Origin of the sequence: Flavobacterium sp. ZE23DGlu08 (assembly GCF_030505335.1) — a bacterium.
GTDB lineage: Bacteria > Bacteroidota > Bacteroidia > Flavobacteriales > Flavobacteriaceae > Flavobacterium > Flavobacterium algoritolerans.
In genome coordinates, this window is sequence record NZ_CP130045.1 from 1962884 (window position 1) to 1982156 (window position 19273).

At 34.2% G+C, this 19273-nt stretch carries 18 protein-coding genes; 12 read left to right on the forward strand and 6 right to left on the reverse strand.

Annotation, left to right across the window (positions count from 1 at the left end; genetic code table 11):
- The 3 genes from Q1W72_RS08500 to Q1W72_RS08510 form a co-directional block, all read right to left on the reverse strand.
- Positions 1 to 1452 carry a gliding motility-associated C-terminal domain-containing protein gene (locus tag Q1W72_RS08500; RefSeq protein ID WP_302134727.1) on the reverse strand — a complete coding sequence of 484 codons (1452 nt, stop codon included), beginning with the start codon at positions 1450 to 1452 and terminating at the stop codon, positions 1 to 3.
- A 104-nt stretch (positions 1453 to 1556) separates the two neighbouring features.
- On the reverse strand, positions 1557 to 2846 hold the full coding sequence (locus Q1W72_RS08505; protein WP_099713926.1) for a hypothetical protein: 1290 nt from the start codon (positions 2844 to 2846) through the stop codon (positions 1557 to 1559).
- A gap of 198 nt (positions 2847 to 3044) precedes the next feature.
- Entirely contained in the window at positions 3045 to 3488 is a 444-nt protein-coding gene (locus tag Q1W72_RS08510; RefSeq protein WP_099713927.1) for a hypothetical protein, read from the reverse strand.
- 467 nt (positions 3489 to 3955) lie between these two features.
- Between Q1W72_RS08510 and Q1W72_RS08515 the strand changes: the two genes are divergently transcribed.
- From Q1W72_RS08515 to Q1W72_RS08545, 7 genes are all read left to right on the forward strand, one after another.
- The gene (locus Q1W72_RS08515; protein ID WP_302134735.1) at positions 3956 to 5104 is read left to right on the forward strand and encodes a DNA polymerase III subunit delta'; all 1149 of its coding nucleotides are present in this window, start codon (positions 3956 to 3958) and stop codon (positions 5102 to 5104) included.
- 4 nt (positions 5105 to 5108) lie between these two features.
- Complete coding sequence (locus Q1W72_RS08520; protein ID WP_099713929.1) at positions 5109 to 5492, forward strand: DoxX family membrane protein; 384 nt, start codon at positions 5109 to 5111, stop codon at positions 5490 to 5492.
- A 47-nt stretch (positions 5493 to 5539) separates the two neighbouring features.
- On the forward strand, positions 5540 to 6049 hold the full coding sequence (locus Q1W72_RS08525; protein WP_099713930.1) for an acyl-CoA thioesterase: 510 nt from the start codon (positions 5540 to 5542) through the stop codon (positions 6047 to 6049).
- A 199-nt stretch (positions 6050 to 6248) separates the two neighbouring features.
- A complete protein-coding gene (recA, locus tag Q1W72_RS08530; protein ID WP_099716226.1) occupies positions 6249 to 7256 on the forward strand; it encodes a recombinase RecA in 1008 nt (335 codons plus the stop codon).
- Between the two features lie 134 nt (positions 7257 to 7390).
- A complete protein-coding gene (locus Q1W72_RS08535) occupies positions 7391 to 7801 on the forward strand; it encodes a lipoprotein (protein ID WP_121343157.1) in 411 nt (136 codons plus the stop codon).
- Between the two features lie 18 nt (positions 7802 to 7819).
- Positions 7820 to 8362, forward strand: a complete 543-nt coding sequence (locus Q1W72_RS08540) for an RNA polymerase sigma factor (protein ID WP_099716227.1) — start codon at positions 7820 to 7822, stop codon at positions 8360 to 8362.
- Entirely contained in the window at positions 8359 to 9804 is a 1446-nt protein-coding gene (locus Q1W72_RS08545) for a hypothetical protein (protein ID WP_302134740.1), read from the forward strand. Before Q1W72_RS08540 ends, Q1W72_RS08545 begins: the two co-directional genes overlap by 4 nt.
- Here the strand turns inward: Q1W72_RS08545 and Q1W72_RS08550 are convergent.
- Positions 9788 to 10549 carry a 1-acyl-sn-glycerol-3-phosphate acyltransferase gene (locus Q1W72_RS08550; protein WP_302134741.1) on the reverse strand — a complete coding sequence of 254 codons (762 nt, stop codon included), beginning with the start codon at positions 10547 to 10549 and terminating at the stop codon, positions 9788 to 9790. The two genes, Q1W72_RS08545 and Q1W72_RS08550, sit on opposite strands and share 17 nt — an antisense overlap.
- 137 nt (positions 10550 to 10686) lie before the next feature.
- Between Q1W72_RS08550 and trpS the strand changes: the two genes are divergently transcribed.
- The 4 genes from trpS (at position 10687) to Q1W72_RS08570 (ending at position 14437) form a co-directional block, all read left to right on the forward strand.
- Complete coding sequence (gene trpS / locus Q1W72_RS08555; RefSeq protein WP_302134743.1) at positions 10687 to 11661, forward strand: tryptophan--tRNA ligase; 975 nt, start codon at positions 10687 to 10689, stop codon at positions 11659 to 11661.
- Between the two features lie 180 nt (positions 11662 to 11841).
- Positions 11842 to 13140, forward strand: a complete 1299-nt coding sequence (locus Q1W72_RS08560) for a hypothetical protein (RefSeq protein ID WP_302134745.1) — start codon at positions 11842 to 11844, stop codon at positions 13138 to 13140.
- 6 nt (positions 13141 to 13146) lie between these two features.
- Entirely contained in the window at positions 13147 to 13599 is a 453-nt protein-coding gene (locus tag Q1W72_RS08565; protein WP_302134746.1) for a hypothetical protein, read from the forward strand.
- A 415-nt stretch (positions 13600 to 14014) separates the two neighbouring features.
- On the forward strand, positions 14015 to 14437 hold the full coding sequence (locus tag Q1W72_RS08570) for a hypothetical protein (RefSeq protein WP_302134747.1): 423 nt from the start codon (positions 14015 to 14017) through the stop codon (positions 14435 to 14437).
- A 150-nt stretch (positions 14438 to 14587) separates the two neighbouring features.
- Here the strand turns inward: Q1W72_RS08570 and dprA are convergent, their stop codons facing one another.
- Positions 14588 to 15688, reverse strand: a complete 1101-nt coding sequence (gene dprA, locus Q1W72_RS08575) for a DNA-processing protein DprA (RefSeq protein WP_302134748.1) — start codon at positions 15686 to 15688, stop codon at positions 14588 to 14590.
- Between the two features lie 199 nt (positions 15689 to 15887).
- Between dprA and Q1W72_RS08580 the strand changes: the two genes are divergently transcribed.
- The gene (locus Q1W72_RS08580; protein ID WP_302134749.1) at positions 15888 to 16835 is read left to right on the forward strand and encodes an SPOR domain-containing protein; all 948 of its coding nucleotides are present in this window, start codon (positions 15888 to 15890) and stop codon (positions 16833 to 16835) included.
- Between the two features lie 56 nt (positions 16836 to 16891).
- Here Q1W72_RS08580 and Q1W72_RS08585 read toward each other — a convergent pair whose 3' ends face one another.
- Positions 16892 to 19159 (reverse strand): helix-turn-helix domain-containing protein, encoded by a 2268-nt coding sequence (locus Q1W72_RS08585; RefSeq protein ID WP_302134750.1) that lies wholly within the window; start codon positions 19157 to 19159, stop codon positions 16892 to 16894.
- Positions 19160 to 19273 lie beyond the last annotated feature (114 nt).

The following is a 19273-nucleotide window of genomic DNA, read 5'->3' on the forward strand; positions in this document are numbered from 1 at the left end:
TTATTTCACTATAGTTATCGATCCCTTATTCACTTTTTGATCCTGAGTAGTGATAATATAATAATAAACCGGGTTTATATTCTTGAAATCGTTTCCGTTTTCGGGCCAGTTATTTTGATAGTCATTTGTGTCGAGTACTATTTCCCCTAAGGAACTTATCAATTGTACTTTTGTATTTGTTCCGCTTACATATTCTTGCGGAATAATCCAAGTATCATTGATACCGTCACCGTTTGGGCTTACTAAATTAGGTATGTTTGTAACATTAGGAAATGGATTGGGATCAATTGAGGAATTGACTACAAAAGAATATTCTTTTGATGCGACACAGCCTGTAGTTTGAGTAATTACAACTTTATAATTCCCTTTTGTTTGTATATCATACGTACTTGTTGTAGCACCCGAAATAATTGTTCCGTTTAAATACCATTTGTATTCCGGACTCGAAGCCGCTGTTGTTACGATTACTTCCAGAGTTTCATCTGGAGCAATGGTGTTAGTATCCGGGACATTGATTGTGCTTGCAAATTGATATCCTTGTAAGTTGATAGAGGCATTGGCCACACAACTTCCAAAGCTTACAGTTACTGAATACTGTCCGGGTTGGTTAGTAACGTAAGTTTGGCTTGTAGCTCCGGCTATAGCAACATTATCCTTAGACCATTGATAACTATTACCCGCCACTGTACTTAAAGTTGTTGCACTGGCGCTCGAACAAAAAGGATTTCCAAGGCTGGATGTGATTGTCGTAGCAGCCGAAGAATTAGACTCACTTACTGTAACTCGGTTAGAGTATGAATTTGAGGTACAAGTACCATAATTTGTCTCTACATAGTATTTTCCGGGTTGATTTACCGTTAAACTTTTTCCTGTAGCAATAGGAGTTAAACTTGGTTCTTTAAACCATTTATAGGTTAACGAAGGATATTTTAAAGGAGAATCATTAGTTGCCGCTCCAGGATTATCTATGTTTAAAACATAACTTCCGCCAGTACAATAGGTAGCCGTTGGGATAAAATTATTGATGGAAAACGGGGTGTCCTGCACTTTATAATAAGCAGCAAAAGCGATAGAATTAGGACTTGTCGCTGATGGACTTGTGCTTTTTACCCTTAACCTGTATTGTTCTCCCGCAGTGGTAACAGGCACTGAAAAAGTTACTGTTGCCGGTGAGACTGTTATAGCTCCTGCGGTAGAAGTAAAAACTGTGGTTGGAGTAGCAAAACTTCCATTTGAATCTGATAATTCTACAATGAACTGATTGGAAGCATTTAACCCGGAAACCGGTGAAAAAGGAAACGTTACATTAAAAGTATTAAAAGATGGATTAGCGCAAATTTGACTAAAAGATAATGTTGGTGTTCCTATAACTATTTGAGCATAAACACTATTAGTTAAAGGAAAAACCAGTAATAAAAGAAAATAAAAATATTTATTTATAATAGTAGTCATTCCGCATTCAATCTTTATTTATCCAATTCATAAAAATAATTTACAATTGTATATCGTTACATTTTCACACCTGAAATCAAAATCAGTTACAACAAATGATTCTTTTAGTGATCATTTGATGCTGTAATTTTAGCTATTCGCAATCTAAAATCAGGTTTTTTTTCATTGAAAAGGTCTATGAATGTTTCCTTATTATCACTTTGAGAATACACATTAGAAAAGGCACTATTCCCATACCAATTTTCTAAATCCTCATTGTCTGAGTTATGTTCCGTAAAAATATTTCCCTTACAGAAATTGAAATACATCTGTTCGAATTTTATTTTCTTAAGATTTTCACCATTAATTTCAATCTTATTATCCAATAAAACTGCTGGGTTAAAACCAGAAATTACCGTTCTTTTAAGATCAAGAGACGTATTCTGAGAGACATATACAGCCTCTTTGACTAAACCTGATTGAATATCGACATTTATGTTTTCGCTATTGTTAATCAACGTTAGATTTGTTGCAATCACTGAGGTTTGTTTTTTAGTGAAATCAACTTCTTCTTTTTTGTCATAAGAAGCCACATCTATACATCTTGAACCTAAGTTGCTAGTTAAATAAGAAGATCGAATGGCAAGAGAATTATCAATTCGACATTGCGTCCCAAAGTTGAATTTAAAATCATCGCTGCTTGACTTGAAAGAAACCAGTTTATTCAAAGTAAGTTCACCGCCATATATTTCAAAAGAATCACCTGCAGCATAACTGATCATTATGTTTTCTAAAACCGTTTTGTTTCCAACACCTGCCAGTAACAATGCATTGAAATTCCCTAAACCTTTAATTTTTTTTCCTGCAAATTCGATTCTTACAAATTTTAAAATACCTGAATTGCTGCTTACATTATTACCTCCATACGATGTTAACGAAGTATCCAAATCAAAATTTACAGAGGAAGCATTCCCAAATTTATTCGTAGGTGCATCGCCCAGTATTACAATTCCTCCCCAATCTCCCGCTTTTCTTGAGCTTCTGTTTGAAGTAAAAACGATAGGGTCAGTCTCTAAACCTTCGGCTATTATCGTAGCACCTTTTGTGATTACAAGAGAAGCACTGGATTCATAATCGCCTATTATTACTGTTCCGGGTTCAATGGTCAGCGTTGCATTATTAGTAACAAAAACACTGCCTTGCAATATGTAGACATTTTTCTTGAACAATTTTGTGTTTACGGTAATATTTCCCGCCAATATTTGATTGGCTTGACCATAATCAACTTTATTAGGTTTAAATTCCGTCCAGTTGTTTAGCCAGTTGTTTGAACCTGTTATTCCTTTTTCTTGCTGTGCATTTACGCTGAAAACTCCAAAAAAGAGAATCCATACAATTTGAGTAATTGTTTTCATGAGATAAAAAGATATAAAATTTATATTAAAAATGCTTTGGTACTAATAAAAAAACCCATTACGATTTTTCTGAATTATTTCAGAATGTATCGATAACGAGTTTTTTCTAAATTAATATTCGATTATCGCTACAATACTCTTATAAAATTACTTGTTAATAAAAATTAGAAAAGAAATTAAACTAAGCCTCACAAATTATTACATGTCATTGAACTCATGTAATGATTTCAATGTGTTTTCATAAAATAAAATTGCTTTTACTAAATTGTCTGTATCTGAATAAGGCACCATTCTTCTTTGAAACGCAACAGTTACATCCAGGAAATTTGTAGTACTTTCATCTTGTCCCGCTAATATTTTTCTATTATCGGCATCATTAGGAATTCCTAGATCATTCATAGTAACTCCGGGTTTTGTAGCCAAGGCAATGTAGGGTAGTGTTTTTACCAAAACTTTTATACGTTCAATATAAAGTTCTAATAATTCCCCTTTTTTCATTCCTTCCAACTCTTCCTTAACGTGGTATTTTTTTATTATCGCATTTGTACTAATAATACTTTTAGGAGCATTTTTATCCTGTGCTGAAACCACGCCTGTCGCTAACAAAAAAAACACACTGAAAAAAATAATTTTCCCTTTCATAATTTGAATTTACCAATTAGTTTATCTAACAAAAATATACAATAAAACTCAAAATGCAACTTTGTCAATATTTTTTTTGACTACAAAAGATTACAAATTGTAAAAAAAAACGTATTATATCGAACATATGTGCACTTTATCGAGCGCTTTGATTTTTCACTACACAAGTGATATTATTGGGTTTAACACTGTTTCATTCTAATGGACATAGCTTCTGAAAAGAAAATTTAATTCTCACCAAAAAAAATTTCGTTTATTAATATTAAACCTACAGTTCAGTAAACTCAAAATGTTAAATTATCATAAATAATGACGTTTTTTATCTATTTCAAGCCTATTTTTCCCTAAAAAAAGTTAAATTTTCATCTTAAAAAAGGCACGCGCTCCATATCATTTATACCGTTACTTTTCCTGAAAGTTTGCTACCGAAAATTTTAGACTAAACCATTTTCTTCTATCTTTGCTTTATGCAATTTTCAGAAATTTTAGGACAAGAACACATTAAAAGTCATTTGACAAGAAGTGCTGATTTGGGAAGAATTCCACATGCACAACTGTTTGTTGGCCCTGAAGGAAGTGGTACTTTACCCATGGCAATTGCTTATGCACAATATATTATTTGCAGTAATCAAAACGCCGAAAACTCGTGTTCAAACGAAGCCTGCAATATCAAATTTCAGAAAACTTCGCATCCCGATTTGCATTTTATTTACCCAACCGTAAGTACCGAAGATGTTAAAACCAAACCAAAAAGTATTGATTTTATCACGGAATGGAGAGCGTTTTTGACCCAAAATCCGTACGGAAGTTTGTTTGACTGGTATTTAACTCTTGGCGTTAAAAACAAACAAGGAGAAATTAGGGTTGATGATGCTCAGGAAATCTTAAAATCTCTCGCTTTAAAATCTTATGAGGGCGGATACAAAGTCATGATTATTTGGATGGCTGATAAATTGAATATTGCCGCTTCCAATAAACTATTGAAATTACTCGAGGAACCTACGGATAGAACCGTTTTTATCCTGATTTCAGAAAACGAAGAAGATATAATACAAACCATTCGTTCCCGATGTCAAGTCCTACATTTTAACGGATTAAACGAAACCGTAATTGCTGAAGCTTTGGTTTCAAGAGAAAACACAGAGCCTAAAGAAGCTTTAAAAATAGCACATCAAGCACAAGGAAATTATAACAAAGCATTGCAATTATTACAACCGGACAGCGAATCGGTTTTTTTTGAAAAGTGGTTTGTTGATTGGGTTCGTGCTGCTTTTAGAGCCAAAGGAAATGCAGCAGCCATTCAGGATTTGATTCAATGGAGCGAGCAAATTGCCAGTTTAGGAAGGGAAACCCAAAAGAAGTTTTTACATTTTTGTATCGATATGTTCCGTCAGGCTTTGTTGCTCAATTACCAAACGGAAAGCTTGGTTTATATGGAACCAAAAGTGGAAAAATTCAAACTGGAGAATTTTGCCCCTTTCGTAAATGGCAACAACATAAATGATATTTTCAAAGAACTTTCGGATGCCATGTATCACATTGAGCGCAACGGAAATGCTAAAATTATTTTAACCGATTTATCTATAAAACTAACCCGTTTAATTCACAAAAAATAAAAAAATGAACAACATTACTTCGATTTTAATTTTAATTTTTCTGGCCATTACTTTCCTGCAATCCGGTTACGATAAACTGTTTTATTGGAAAGATAATGTGGACTGGTTGAAAGGTCATTTTTCTAAAACACCATTAAAAAACCATGTGCCATTAGCATTACTTAACATTTTAATATTAGAATTAATCTCTGGTATTTTATGCGTAGTGGGTTGCATTGAATTATTCGTAAATAATGGTAGAATATTTGGTTTTTATGGAGCAGTTTTCTCTTGTATCACCTTGTTAATGTTGCTTTTCGGACAGCGATTGGCGAAAGATTACGATGGTGCCAGAACAATTGTTATCTATTTCATACCAGCTATATTGGCCGTTTATTGGTTAAACTAAAACCCAACTATTATTTAAAAACAACGATTCCCTTTTATATAAAAAACATGACTCCAAAACATCCTTCAGAATCCCTGACTATATTAACTGATTTGGTTTTACCAAGTGAGACCAACCCTTTGAATAATCTTTTTGGTGGTGAATTATTGGCCCGAATGGATCGTGCAGCCAGTATATCCGCAGGAAGGCATTCTAGAAGAATTGGCGTGACCGCATCAGTAAATCACGTAGCTTTCAATAAAGCAATCCCTCTTGGAAGCGTGGTTATTATAGAGGCCAAAGTTTCCCGATCATTTAGAAGTTCAATGGAAATATATATTGACGTTTGGGTTGAAGACAGACAATCAGGAAACCGTACCAAAGCTAATGAGGCAATTTATACTTTTGTGGCGGTTGATGATACAGGAAGACCGGTAGAAGTACCTCAATTAATTCCAGAAACAGAACTGGAAAAACAACGTTTTGATGCCGCATTGAGACGCAAACAACTCAGTTTAGTTTTAGCAGGAAAATTAAATCCTCATGAAGCTACTGAATTGAAGGCATTGTTTCAGTAACACGTATAAGCCACTTATTTTTTATTGAAATTTAGATTTAAAATATTCTTGAAAGAGAAAATTTACATTAAAAAAAGAAGTATTTTTACGAAAATAAATCTTTGCATATAAATGAAATTTTCAGGATAATTAGTCATTCTGTCAGTTTCTTAGAGTTATAAAATAATACAAATAGATGAAAGAAAAGGTAAAAGAGAAGATGAGTACAGAGAAAGAATCCAAATTAAAAGCGCTACAACTTACGCTTGACAAACTAGACAAAACGTACGGAAAAGGAACAGTGATGAAAATGGGGGATAAAGCCATTGAAGAAGTGGAAACTATCTCATCAGGATCTTTAGGAATTGATTTAGCGTTAGGCGTTGGCGGGTATCCAAGAGGTAGAATCATTGAAATATACGGTCCGGAATCTTCTGGAAAAACAACCTTAACACTTCATGCTATTGCCGAAGCTCAAAAAGCGGGTGGAATTGCAGCTTTTATTGATGCGGAACACGCTTTCGACAGAAATTATGCAGAGAAGTTAGGTGTAGATATCGAAAACTTAATCATCTCGCAACCAGACAACGGAGAACAAGCTTTAGAAATTGCGGAGAACTTAATTCGTTCAGGAGCGATTGACATTGTAGTAATTGACTCGGTTGCCGCTTTGACTCCAAAAAGTGAAATTGAAGGAGAAATGGGAGATTCTAAAATGGGTCTTCACGCTCGTTTGATGTCTCAGGCATTGCGTAAATTAACAGGAACCATCAGTAAAACAAATTGTACTGTTTTCTTTATTAACCAGTTAAGAGAGAAAATTGGTGTAATGTTTGGAAATCCAGAAACAACAACTGGAGGAAATGCCTTGAAATTTTACGCTTCGGTTCGTTTAGACATTCGTCGTTCCACACAAATTAAAGATGGTGATAACGTCCTTGGAAACAGAACCAAAGTAAAAGTGGTGAAAAACAAAGTTGCTCCGCCTTTTAAAATTGCTGAATTTGACATCATGTATGGTGAAGGAATTTCAAAAACAGGAGAAATTTTAGATCTTGCAGTAGAATTTGAAATCATCAAAAAAGCGGGATCTTGGTTCAGTTATGGTGAAACCAAATTAGGACAAGGCCGTGATGCTGTTAAGTCTTTAATAAAAGACAATCCGGAATTAGCGGATGAACTTGAAGAAAAAATTAAAGCCAGAATAAAAGAACTAGCTGAAGCATAAAAAACTAAAAACCCGAGAATATCGGGTTTTTTTAATTTACAACGCAACCTTTTTAAAAAATTTCATCTATTAAGAAAACCGTCACTAAAAACTTTTAAACTGACGGAATAGTATTAACTTTTAAATTAATAAAGATGAAAAAAATTGTTTTACTCACCCTGTTTTTATTGACCCTGACGGGCTGTAGTATTGACGATGATCAACCCAATTACAGCTATGAAGTACTTCCGGTAGACAGTTACACAGTGCCTCAATCTTTCACCTTAGGGCAAACCTATGAGATAAAATTGAAGTACAAAAAACCTTCTGATTGCCATTCTTTTCAAGGAATCTATTACGATAAAAATTTGAACGTAAGAACAATTGGTATACAAACCTCCGTTCTTGAAACTACAAATTGCACACCTTTAACTACGGAGCCCATTGAGGTTTCTTTCAATTTTTATGTAACCAATACCGGTTCCTATATTTTTAAGTTTTACAAAGGTGAGGACGCCAATGGTCAAAATATTTTTGAAGAGGTTGAAATTCCAGTGACTAATTAATTAATGTCCTTAAAAACTGTGGTATTAGATCAAATAATTAATCAATGTAAAAAAAACTGCCCCAAGGCACAAGAGCAATTGTACCAATTGTTTTCTAAAAAATTCTTTGGGGTGTGTTTAAAATACTCCACTGATTATGCAGATGCCGAAGACAATCTACAGGATGGATTTTTGATCATTTTTGATAAAATTGAGCAGTATAATTTTAAAGGTTCTTTTGAAGGATGGGCAAAGAGAATATTAATTAACAATGCCCTTCAAAAATTCAGAGGCGTAAGATATATGGAAGTTATAAACGACAATATTCCTGAGGAAGAAGTCGAAATTGAAGACGAAAATATTTCTATCGAGTATCTAATGCAAATCATTCAAGAGTTACCAGACCAGTATAGATTAGTTTTTAGTCTCTATGTACTTGATGGATATTCTCATAAAGAAGTTTCCGAGATGCTTAAAATCAGTACCGGAACCACAAAGTCAAATCTGGCGCGAGCAAGAGGAATTTTGAAAGAAAAAATTGATCATCATACAAAAACTAAAATAAATTCATTGGCAAAATGAACGATAAAAAAAATATAGACCGATTGTTTCAAGAGCGATTCAAAGATTTTGAATCAGAGCCCAGTAAACAAGTTTGGATAAATATCCAGGCCTCTTTAAAAGAAAAAGAGGAGGACCGAAAAGTAATTCCTTTTTGGATGAAATCTTCTGGGATAGCCGCCGCTTTCCTTTTAGGTTTTTTTGCATTGAACACCATTGTAAACAATAAATTTGAAATAAAAAATGGTGTCGTTATAGACACGAAAGTTTTAAAAAATTCGTTTGAAGGAAAGGATTCTACTCTTGAAAAAACAAAAAGAGCACGTAATCCTTTAGAAGTGAAAACAATTCCTCAGGTCGTAGTTAACAAAATTAAAACAGGAAAAACAGATGAAAAAGAAATTATATCTTCTGATAGATTTAAAATCAATTCGAACAAAGAGAAGAATCAGAACGGTTCTGTTGTTTATTTCCAAAAAAATAATTCACCGCTAAAACAAACAACAACAAATAATGACAACCAAAACGCTACGGTTGTTACTGCTGAAAAAAACAATACAAAAACCCATAATCCGTTTGAAAACATTCAACAAAATCAAACACTGGAAAAAAGCAATTTAAAAGAGAATGAAAACGCTAAAATTGCAGCAACAGACACTAAAAAAGAGCCCGAAAATAGTGTTGAAACACCAAACGAATTAGAAGAAATCCTTAAAAAGAAAAAAGGAGAAGAAAAAGAGACTGTGGTTCTCAATCAAAAAAACAAGTGGCAAATTACGCCAAATATTGCGGCTGTATATCTGAATTCGAATTCAGGCGGTTCAGCCATTGACCCTCAATTTTCAGAAAATCAAAAAACAGGCGATAACAGCTTAAGTTTTGGTGTTGGGGTAAATTATGCTGTTTCTAAAAAAGTGGCCTTACGAAGCGGAATTAACAAGCTCTCGTTAGGATACAACACGAATAACGTAGTCTACTCGACAGGTTTGGCAAATAATAATCTGGCAAATATTAATTATTCCTCAAATGGATTCATTGAGATTAAAAACCAATCAGCTCTGAACGGCTTAATCACTTTTGAAAAAGACCTACAAAAAACCAATACAGGCGCTATCAATCAAAAAATGGGGTATTATGAAGTTCCTTTGGAGGTTTCCTATGCTGTTTTGGATAAAAAATTCGGAATTAACGTTATTGGTGGTGTAAGTACTTTGTTTCTCAGCCAAAATAAAATATCGTTAGTTTCATCTGAAACCAATGTGAAATTAGGTGAAGCAAAAAACTTGAATCAAGTCCATTTCAGTACTAATGTGGGTTTAGGATTTAAGTACCAGATTATAAAATCATTCCAAATTAATGTGGAACCAATGGTAAAATATCAACTGAATACATTTTCAAACAACTCGGGCGACTTTAAACCGCTATTTATCGGATTGTATTCTGGTATTAGCTATAGCTTTTAATTGGATCTGGGTCGAAAGCTACTAGTTGATTGTATATTATTTCGCGTACTTCTTCACGAATTTCTTTTCTGTCAACGCCGGTTTTTCCTAAAGTTTCTATGTGTGAATGCATTTTTACACGCATAATTCCTGGGCTTCCGCTAAAAAAAGTATACGAGAATCTCTTCTTGTTATCAGCAAAAGTAATGGGAACAATAGGGATTTCATGTTCTATCGCCAAGCGGAAAGCACCGTCTTTGAAAGTATCTAACAAAATAGATTCATCATCTGGAACGCCACCTTCAGGAAAAATACAAATACTCAATCCTTGATTGATTCTTTTTTGAGCGCGATTAAAGACTTCCATTCTGCTTTTTGAAGAACTTCTGTCTACCAAAATACAGGTTCTTTTATAGAAAAATCCAAACAAAGGAATTTTTGAAAGTTCTTTTTTACCCACAAAAACAAACGGATTTCTAGTCAGTGCAAGCATCAGCATAATATCGGCCATGGAAGTATGATTGGCAACTATCATATAACTTTTTTGGTATTCCATTTCTTGGTTTTTATCTATTTTATAATAGAATCCCATACCGAAAAGAATAAATTTTGCCCAAATACGAGCCATCTTAAAAAAATAAGGATAACCGCTTTCTGTCAAAATAGACAATACCAGAAAAGGAAACATCACCAATATGGGAATGGCCATCAAAATATAAAACCATACGCGCCACAAAACCCAAAAAACAATTTTTAATCCTCTCATAAGTTCAAAAGTAAGAAATCGTAGGCGAATAATAATAAAAGAATTTGCTTTGGAAAGCTAAGTATTAGAAAAACTTTACAATCGTTGCAAACTTTGCGAAAATCTTTGCGAACTTTGCGGTTAAGAAAAAAGAAATAATGGCAAAAATACTTACAGGCGTTCAAAGTACAGGAACACCACATTTAGGAAACCTACTTGGCGCAATCATTCCCGCAATAGCATTATCAAATAAACCTGAAAACGAATCCTTTCTTTTCATTGCCGATTTACATTCGATAACACAAATAAAAAACGGCGAAACCCTACGAACCAATACCTACAGTACCGCTGCAGCTTGGTTGGCGTGTGGTTTGAATGTAGACAAAGTAGTTTTCTACAGACAATCGGATGTGCCGCAAACAGCGGAACTATCTTGGTATTTGAGTTGTTTTTTTCCTTTTCAACGCTTGACATTAGCACATTCTTTCAAAGACAAAGCCGATAGACTCGAAGATGTAAACGCTGGTTTGTTTTCGTATCCAATGCTGATGGCTGCGGATATTTTATTATACGATGCAGAATTTGTTCCCGTAGGAAAAGACCAATTGCAACACCTTGAAATCACTCGTGATGTAGCCTCTCGTTTCAACCATCAAATGGGAGAAACGTTTGTAATTCCCGAAGCCAAAATTCAGGAGGACAGCATGCTTATTCCAGGAACCAATGGTGGGAAGATGAGTAAATCAGCCAATAATATTATCAATATTTTCCTGGATGATAAGTCCTTACGCAAACAAGTGATGAGTATTGAAACCGACAGCACACCGCTGGAAGATCCTAAAAATCCAGATACGTGCAATGCTTTTGCTATATATTCTTTATTGGCAAATGAAGAACAAATCGCAGCGATGAAAGCCAATTACCTTGGCGGAAATTACGGTTACGGTCACGCCAAACAAGCGTTATTTGAATTGATTACAGAAACTTTCAAAACGGAGAGAGAAAAATACAATTACTACATCAATAATCTTAATGAAGTTGATGCACTTTTAAAAATTGGCGCTCAAAAAGCAGCTGCTGTTGCGAATGGAGTTCTGGCAAGAGTGAGAGAAAAATTAGGATTTGAGGTGTAACAGTCCATTTTTATAAACATATAAATTATATCGCATTTATAAAAATCCCTTTTTGGTTAAGAGACTGGAAAGGGATTTTTTTAAAATATCATTAAAAGTGGGTATTTCCATTACAATAAACACTTCCTATGTTTGTAAACAGCTATTAGGATAAATAGTCTTAACTTTACGAATCAAACTATGAAACAAACCAAAAACCAAAAACCAAAAAGCTACATTAGCAAATTTCTACTTCTTTTTGTTCTAGCAATAACGTTGAGCAATTGTCAAGTAGAGGAAGATCTAATTAGAGAGGAAAATATAATACAAACTGTCAGCCTTGAGGAGGCAATTTCTTTCTTGAAGCAAAATACTCTAAAAAGTAGTTCTAAAATTGGAGATAAAACGGCTATATATTCTAAGTTTGACGCCATAACCCAAGAGAAAATCACAAATAGCGACCAATTAATAACTGTAATCCCTTTATCTAACACTACCAAACAAGAATACAGCAGAATTCTATTGTTGAAAATAAAAGACACTATAAAAAGTGCCGTTTTTAGTATGTATCCCGATAAAGATGCTAAGTCGAAAGATTTCTCTGGAAAAATAATGATTACTACAATCGATGGTGAATTTGTAAACGCATTTCGAGTAAAAAACGGTGCCCTTGTTTCTAGATTTGTTATAAAAACAAAAACTAATGCTTCTTTTAAAATACAAAATAGAACTATTATAATTGATGGAGTAGAATTTGAAGAATTAAATGAGGTAATAATTCCTCCTAGAAATAGTTCAAATACAATTCAATATAATGTCCTCTATGATTGGTCCGCTTATAGTGATATCAATGGATCCGGAATGGAATGGAATTTTGGTGGCGGAGGCGGAGGCGGATCTGATATAAGTACAACAGCAAACATAGTTTTTGTTGGCCCTTCAAATAAAATTTCAAACATTAATGATTATCTAAAATGTTTTGATTTAGCACAAAGCGCAGAGCTTATCATATATGTGGACCAACCAACTGCAAATAGTGCAACTTCTTGGTCTGGTACAATTACCGACCCATATGTTGGACATACCTTTGTAGCAATACAGCAAGGTGGAATCAGGAAGGTTTTTGGGTTTTATCCTAGTACTAACGTAAGTCTTTCATCTCCAAATGACTCGAAAGCATTTGGCAATGACCAAGGGCATACTTTTGATGTAAGCTTGTCAATCCCGATAAATCCAGAGCAATTACTTAATGTAATCGGGTATGCCAATAATGCTCCACCAACATATAATTTGAATACCTATAACTGCACAGATTTTGCAATCGAGATTGGAAATTTGGTTGGATTAGGTTTACCAGACTCTTACGGCACATGGCCAGGCGGAGGTGGAAGTAATCCAGGTAAATTAGGCCAAGAGATAAGGAATATGGCATTGCCTACAAATACCAGTAGACAAACTACTGGGGCAAATGCAGCTAGTAATACAGGAACTTGTAATTAAAAAATCATGAAAAAAACAATATTAATTTTGATTGCAATTTTAGCTGTTTGCGCAGGGTCATACTATTATTATATGCAAAGCGATAAAAAAATGATAAACGATTTTGCTTGTGATGTAACAAATGGTGCTATAAAATTAGAAGATGTAATAAATAAATATCTACTATATAATAAAGATTCAAAGGAAATAACTTTAATGCAACTCGAATATATTAGAACTGAATATAGAAAAAATCCATCAAATAATATCACGGTATCCTCTTATGAAGATGCTGTAGAACAAAAAAAAGTAGAAGATCATATTGTTTCTGAAGATTATGATAATGTTTTTATAATATTCGTGAATGATAAAATCCAAATACCGATTCTTTTAAATGCCAATTCAAAAATTATAGCAATATCTACAATAAATAAAGGAGGGCCTCGATTTTTTATGAGGTTAGATGGTAAAAAAGATTAAGTATACGGTAGTAGGCATTGATAAAACAAAATTAAGACAATCCCTTATAAATAAAACAGTTCGGAATCTTTTATAAATTAATATGATAAGGTTGCCTTCAATTAACATAAAATATTAGAGATCTCAAATCTCTAGGTACAGTTATACATATAACGGGAACAAAGAGTAAGAGAAAAGTTAGGATTTGAGGTGTAACAATCCATTTTTAAAACATATAAGTCATGTAGTTTTTTTTTAAAGTTTAATATTAGTTCACAAAAACTTAAATGACTTATATGTTAAATTATATCGCATTTATAGCAATCCCTTTTTAGTTTAAGGACCGGAAAGGTTTTTTTTTGAATATCACTAAAAGTTGGGATTTGAATTATACAGAATTTTCTTTACATTTTAAAAACTCATAATTCATTCAATCTTGAATAATACACTTAAAATTCTCACGCTATTTTTACTTATAAACACTAGTTGTAAAGCGCAACAAATGGTGCAAACAACCAAAGATGTTTTTTTATTAAAAACAAATGAGCAACTATTTATTAATAAACCTTTAAAAGATTTACTTAATGAAATTAAGCCCAAAATAAAAATTGCAGGTGCCAACAATGAAGAGGGATATCAGTACTTTTCGTTTAAGTTTAGAACAGTTGAACAACATAAGAAAAATGAGGGTGACTGGGAAGATCGTGTGTCACTATATGTATATGTTAAAGAGCCTATAGATTGGAAATGGGAAAAAAGACCCAAAGGGAATGAGTTGACATGGACAAAAGAGGATATTGAAAAATATGGCAGCCTTAATGTAATCAGGATAAAAGTAATTAATCCGCCTAGAGATTAAATAGATCGAAAGTAAGCTTGAATTTTTCTAAATTCTAACCTTTTTAGCAAACCACTAAAAATCTACTGACAATAAAGATATAATGATTAACCACAGATTCGCAGATTATTTAAAATCTGTGTATTTGCGGTTTTTCTTTTCATTTAATTGCTAAATAGCCTCAAACAATTTCCCGGGCAATGGTCGAATTACACCTTTCAACTCCATATTCAACAGCATTCCTGAGATTTTATAAATAGGAAAATCGCAGCGCAAAGCAATAATATCCATCAGTTCTTTTCCGGTTTTAAGGAGGTAATCGTATACTTTTTGCTCGTCATCGTCTAAACTTACAAACAATTGCTTCTGTACGGGTTTGGATTCCTTCTGGATATCCCAATTCAAGATATAAACCAAATCAGCGGCACTTGTCAAGACATTTGCTTTTTGGGTTTTTATCAAATTGTTGCAACCCTGGCTGTACTTATCCGTAACACGTCCCGGAACTGCAAAAACATCACGGTTGTAATCATTAGCCATGTTTGCCGTAATCAACGATCCGCCTCTATCGGCTGATTCAATTACGATTGTCGCTTCTGACATTCCTGCAACAATTCTATTTCTTCGAACGAAATTTTCTTTATCGGGATTCGAAGAACTCCAAAACTCAGTCATGAAACCACCGTTCTGTTCTACTTTCGACACATATTTTTTATGGGTTTTCGGGTAAATTTGGTTCAAACCGTGCGCTACTACTCCTATTGTTTGTAAATTATGTTCCATTGCCAGTTGATGTGCCACAATATCAACGCCATAGGCAAAACCACTGACAATTATAGGATCTAGCGGAGCTAAATCTTCTATCAATTTTCGGCAAAATTCCGTTCCGTACGAGGTAATTTGACGCGTTCCTACAATGCTGATTATTTTTCTGTTTTTTAAATTGATATTTCCAGAGGTGAATAATAAAAGTGGTCCGTCAATACAATGTTTCAACCGTTCCGGGTATTCCTCGTCCAAAAAATAAACTGCATTAATTTCATTTGTTTTTATAAATTCCAGTTCTTGAGTTGCTTTTTCGAAAACCGATTTATCCTTTAAATTTTTCAGCAAAACAGAGCCTACTCCATCAATAGCAGCAAGTTGCGAAGCCTTTGTATTAAAAACCGCTTCTGCAGTTCCAAAATGGGTAAGCAGTTTTTTGGCCATTATGTCGCCCACGCCTTCAATTCTTTGCAATGCCAATAAATAAAATAAATCCTGCTCTTTCATATGTAGATAATACTTGTTTTTTATTGGAATATGGAATACGCCAGTTTAAAGAAATCTTTATTTATGTTTGTATAACGATTAAACATGGCTATTTCATGCTAATTATTTGAGAGTGAAATGTATAAATTTTTATGCGGATTGTTAATAAAAATTGTGAATAAAATTTTGATAACTATTTTGGTTGTATAACTTTGTAAGTATGAAAATCGAACTATACATCGCGCAGCTATTATACCGTTATCAATGTGTTACCGTTCCTGGTTTCGGAGCTTTTTTAACCGAAATCCAATCGGCTAAACTAAACGAAAGTACAAATTCATTTTCTCCTCCCAAAAAAATGATCGCTTTCAATGCTAATTTGAAAAACAATGATGGTTTATTAGCCAATCATATCGCTTTAGCAGAAAAAACGTCTTATGAATATGCCGTAAGTAAAATTCAATATGAGGTTTTTAATTGGAAAAAAGCATTTGAAGAAAACGAATTTATATCAATAAAAAATGTAGGTGATCTTCGTTTGAATGCAGATAAAAACATTGTTTTCACGCCTTACGATCAAACAAATTATTTAACCAGTTCTTTTGGTTTGGCTCCTTTTGTTTCTCCACTTGTTAAAAGAGCAATCTTCGAAAAAGAAGTGGAAACAATTGAAGAAAAAGCAACCATCACAATGGTTCCTGAAGAAACTAGAACAGCGAATCCATATTTAAAATATGCCGCTATTTTTGTGTTAGGATTGGGACTTGCAGGAAGTATTGGTTATCCAATGTATCAAAACCAAATCGCCTCAGAAACGATTCTTGTTGAAACTGCCGTTCAAAAACAAGTTCAAAATAAAATTCAGCAAGCCACTTTCTTCATCGAAAGTCCGGTTCCTGCTGTTACACTCTCCGTAAAATCGACTGCCGAAATAAAAATGCCGTATCACATTATGGCTGGAGTCTACAGAGAAGAAAAAAATGCAGACAAAACGTTGCGAATTTTAAATCGTTTAGGATATGATGCCAAACGAATCGCTCCTAATAAAAACGGTTATTTTCCGGTTTTATATGGCAGTTACGCCACATTTGCTGAAGCAGAAAAAGCAAAAAAAGAAATTAATGAAAAGCACAACCCAGAAGCTTGGATATTGATTCAATCACTATAAAAACAAAAACCCTATTCTTACCGAATAGGGTTTTTTATTTTTAGCGCTTTATTGCTTTAATTCAAACTCGCTTTGTACATCCTCGCTTCTTCCCAAGAGAATTTATGACCGTGTTTTTCCATCATGGTATTCAGTGATTCTTCTTTATATCCTGCAAAAGCAGCTGCCAAATCCTGCATTTTATCCTCCGGTAAAACTTCTGAAATGGATACTGCTTTGGTTTGTATCAACTTCACAAAATGCGAGTAAATCGTTTGTTTCGTCAACACCCTGATTGTCGCAATATCCTCAATTGATTTCTTTTCGACCCACAAATCATAGGTTTCCTGAACTGTTGATTTTTTAGGCACTGCTGTTTTGGATTTTTTCGCAGTATAGCGCTCCACATCCCTATCGTCTTCAATCAACGTAATATTTAATTCCTTGAATTGATTTTGTATGGCTTCCGTTTTTCGGCTAATGTATTTTTTTATTTCTGAGGAAGTCAATTTCTCTTTCGAAATGGTTTCTCCTGCAACAACGGTTTCAATCAATAATTTAGCCTTCATTAAGCGTAAAACGGCCTTGGTTTGCAATTCTTCCAGCACGATTAATTCATCGTAAAACGCTTTTACTTTTTTGATGCGTTTTACTTCTTCTATTTTCCAAAGGATTTCAAAAACCAAATCGTCCATTGGTTTTAGGAAATAACTGAAAGCGGCTTGAATGCGTTCCGAAACATGATTCATATCGACTGTTTCCTGACCAAAAAGTTTATTCAATTGCGATATGAATTTTTTGGATGGATCCAAAAGCTGTTCGATGACTTCCGTTTGTTTTTTGGCCCAAACGGCATGCTTGGATTTCTCTGATATTTCTGATTTTTCGTTGTAACTGAATTTATGATTGCGCCATTCCTGAGCCAAATCACTCCAATCGAACGTGTTTATCAGATAGTTATGGATGAAATTTTTAGTTTCAAAATGCAACGCATTCTCTAAAAACGAATCCGAAGCTTTGTTTAACGAATAATCCATCACATCCTGATCGTTTGAAATACCGTTCATGCGCAGCGGAGAAAGCAAAATAAGCCCTTCTAAGGAGCGTAAACGCGACAATGCGACATATGCTTGTCCGGGAAGAAAAACTTGCGAAACATCAAGCGCAGCTTTATCAAATGTCAATCCCTGGCTTTTATGAACCGTAATTGCCCACGCCAATTTGATGGGATAATGCACAAAAGTCCCCAACACCTCTTCTTCAATTTCTTTGGTGGTTTCATCTACTTTGTAGCGGATGTTTTGCCACTCGTATTTTTCGACTTCTATAGTTTTATTTTCTTCTGGAAAATGAACCAGGATTTCCTGACTAGAAAGCGATTTGATAATGCCCATCTTTCCGTTGAAATAATGCTTATCAAACGACAAATCGTTTTTTACAAACATGATTTGCGCGCCTACTTTCAACTGCAATTGTTGTTCAACGGGAAATATCTTATCTGGAAAATCTCCTGTTATTTCAGGTTTGTACGTCACTAACTTTCCTTCCAGATCTTCCAAAGCCTGCGCATTCATAGAATCGGCTTTGTTGTTGTGCGTGGTTAACGTGATGTATCCTTTGTTTGCTTTTAAATCAAAATCTGGTTTTACATATTGATTTAAAGTTTGAATGTCTTGCTGGGAAATCTGGTTGTTGCGCAGATTATTCAAAACCGAAATAAACGTATCATCAGTTTGACGAAAAATCTTAGATAATTCAATGTATAAAGGTGGGTTTTGCTGCACGACATGCGAATGGAAAAAGAATTTTCCTTTGTAATAGGTTTTCAGCGTACGCCATTCTTCGTCCCGAATTACGGGCGGCAATTGCAATAAATCGCCAATATACAAGACCTGAACGCCACCAAAAGCACTGTTTTTTTTACGTACCGTTTGCATCATATAATCCATAGCGTCCAGTAAATCAGCACGAAGCATACTCACTTCATCAATAATCAGCAATTCCATATTGCGAATTACTGATTTTTTCAAACCGCTCATTTTGAAATGCCTGCGCAAGGTAGCTTTGGTTTCAAATTTGGTGCTTTCAGAAAATTGAGGCGATGAATTATCCGGAATAAACCCTCCAAACGGCAACTGAAACATGGAATGAATCGTTACACCTCCAGCATTTAGCGCGGCAATTCCCGTTGGTGCCACAACTACAGTATTCTTGTGCGTAGTTTGGATAATTTCCCGTAAAAGGGTAGTTTTTCCCGTTCCAGCTTTCCCGGTTAGGAAAACGGATCGATGGGTTTGATTGATGAATCGTAAGGTGTAAGCAGCGGCTTCTGAAATGGTTTGCATTAGGCGTGTATATGTAAAGCTAAAGTATTGAAAATTAGGAATACTATTTTAATTTTGGAAAACATTTTATGTTAATAATTCCAATGTTTTTTAGCCCAGATAGCTTCAAAAAAA

Bases quoted from the DNA above. Each gene is read 5' to 3' on its own strand.
- Q1W72_RS08500 (WP_302134727.1), bottom strand. From the start codon at position 1,452: ATGACTACTATTATAAATAAATATTTTTATTTTCTTTTATTACTGGTT.
- Q1W72_RS08560 (WP_302134745.1), top strand. From the start codon at position 11,842: ATGAAACAAACCAAAAACCAAAAACCAAAAAGCTACATTAGCAAATTT.
- Q1W72_RS08510 (WP_099713927.1), bottom strand. From the start codon at position 3,488: ATGAAAGGGAAAATTATTTTTTTCAGTGTGTTTTTTTTGTTAGCGACA.
- Q1W72_RS08545 (WP_302134740.1), top strand. From the start codon at position 8,359: ATGAACGATAAAAAAAATATAGACCGATTGTTTCAAGAGCGATTCAAA.
- Q1W72_RS08515 (WP_302134735.1), top strand. From the start codon at position 3,956: ATGCAATTTTCAGAAATTTTAGGACAAGAACACATTAAAAGTCATTTG.
- Q1W72_RS08550 (WP_302134741.1), bottom strand. From the start codon at position 10,549: ATGAGAGGATTAAAAATTGTTTTTTGGGTTTTGTGGCGCGTATGGTTT.
- trpS (WP_302134743.1), top strand. From the start codon at position 10,687: ATGGCAAAAATACTTACAGGCGTTCAAAGTACAGGAACACCACATTTA.
- Q1W72_RS08505 (WP_099713926.1), bottom strand. From the start codon at position 2,846: ATGAAAACAATTACTCAAATTGTATGGATTCTCTTTTTTGGAGTTTTC.
- Q1W72_RS08585 (WP_302134750.1), bottom strand. From the start codon at position 19,159: ATGCAAACCATTTCAGAAGCCGCTGCTTACACCTTACGATTCATCAAT.
- Q1W72_RS08565 (WP_302134746.1), top strand. From the start codon at position 13,147: ATGAAAAAAACAATATTAATTTTGATTGCAATTTTAGCTGTTTGCGCA.
- Q1W72_RS08520 (WP_099713929.1), top strand. From the start codon at position 5,109: ATGAACAACATTACTTCGATTTTAATTTTAATTTTTCTGGCCATTACT.
- Q1W72_RS08580 (WP_302134749.1), top strand. From the start codon at position 15,888: ATGAAAATCGAACTATACATCGCGCAGCTATTATACCGTTATCAATGT.
- recA (WP_099716226.1), top strand. From the start codon at position 6,249: ATGAGTACAGAGAAAGAATCCAAATTAAAAGCGCTACAACTTACGCTT.
- Q1W72_RS08525 (WP_099713930.1), top strand. From the start codon at position 5,540: ATGACTCCAAAACATCCTTCAGAATCCCTGACTATATTAACTGATTTG.
- Q1W72_RS08535 (WP_121343157.1), top strand. From the start codon at position 7,391: ATGAAAAAAATTGTTTTACTCACCCTGTTTTTATTGACCCTGACGGGC.
- dprA (WP_302134748.1), bottom strand. From the start codon at position 15,688: ATGAAAGAGCAGGATTTATTTTATTTATTGGCATTGCAAAGAATTGAA.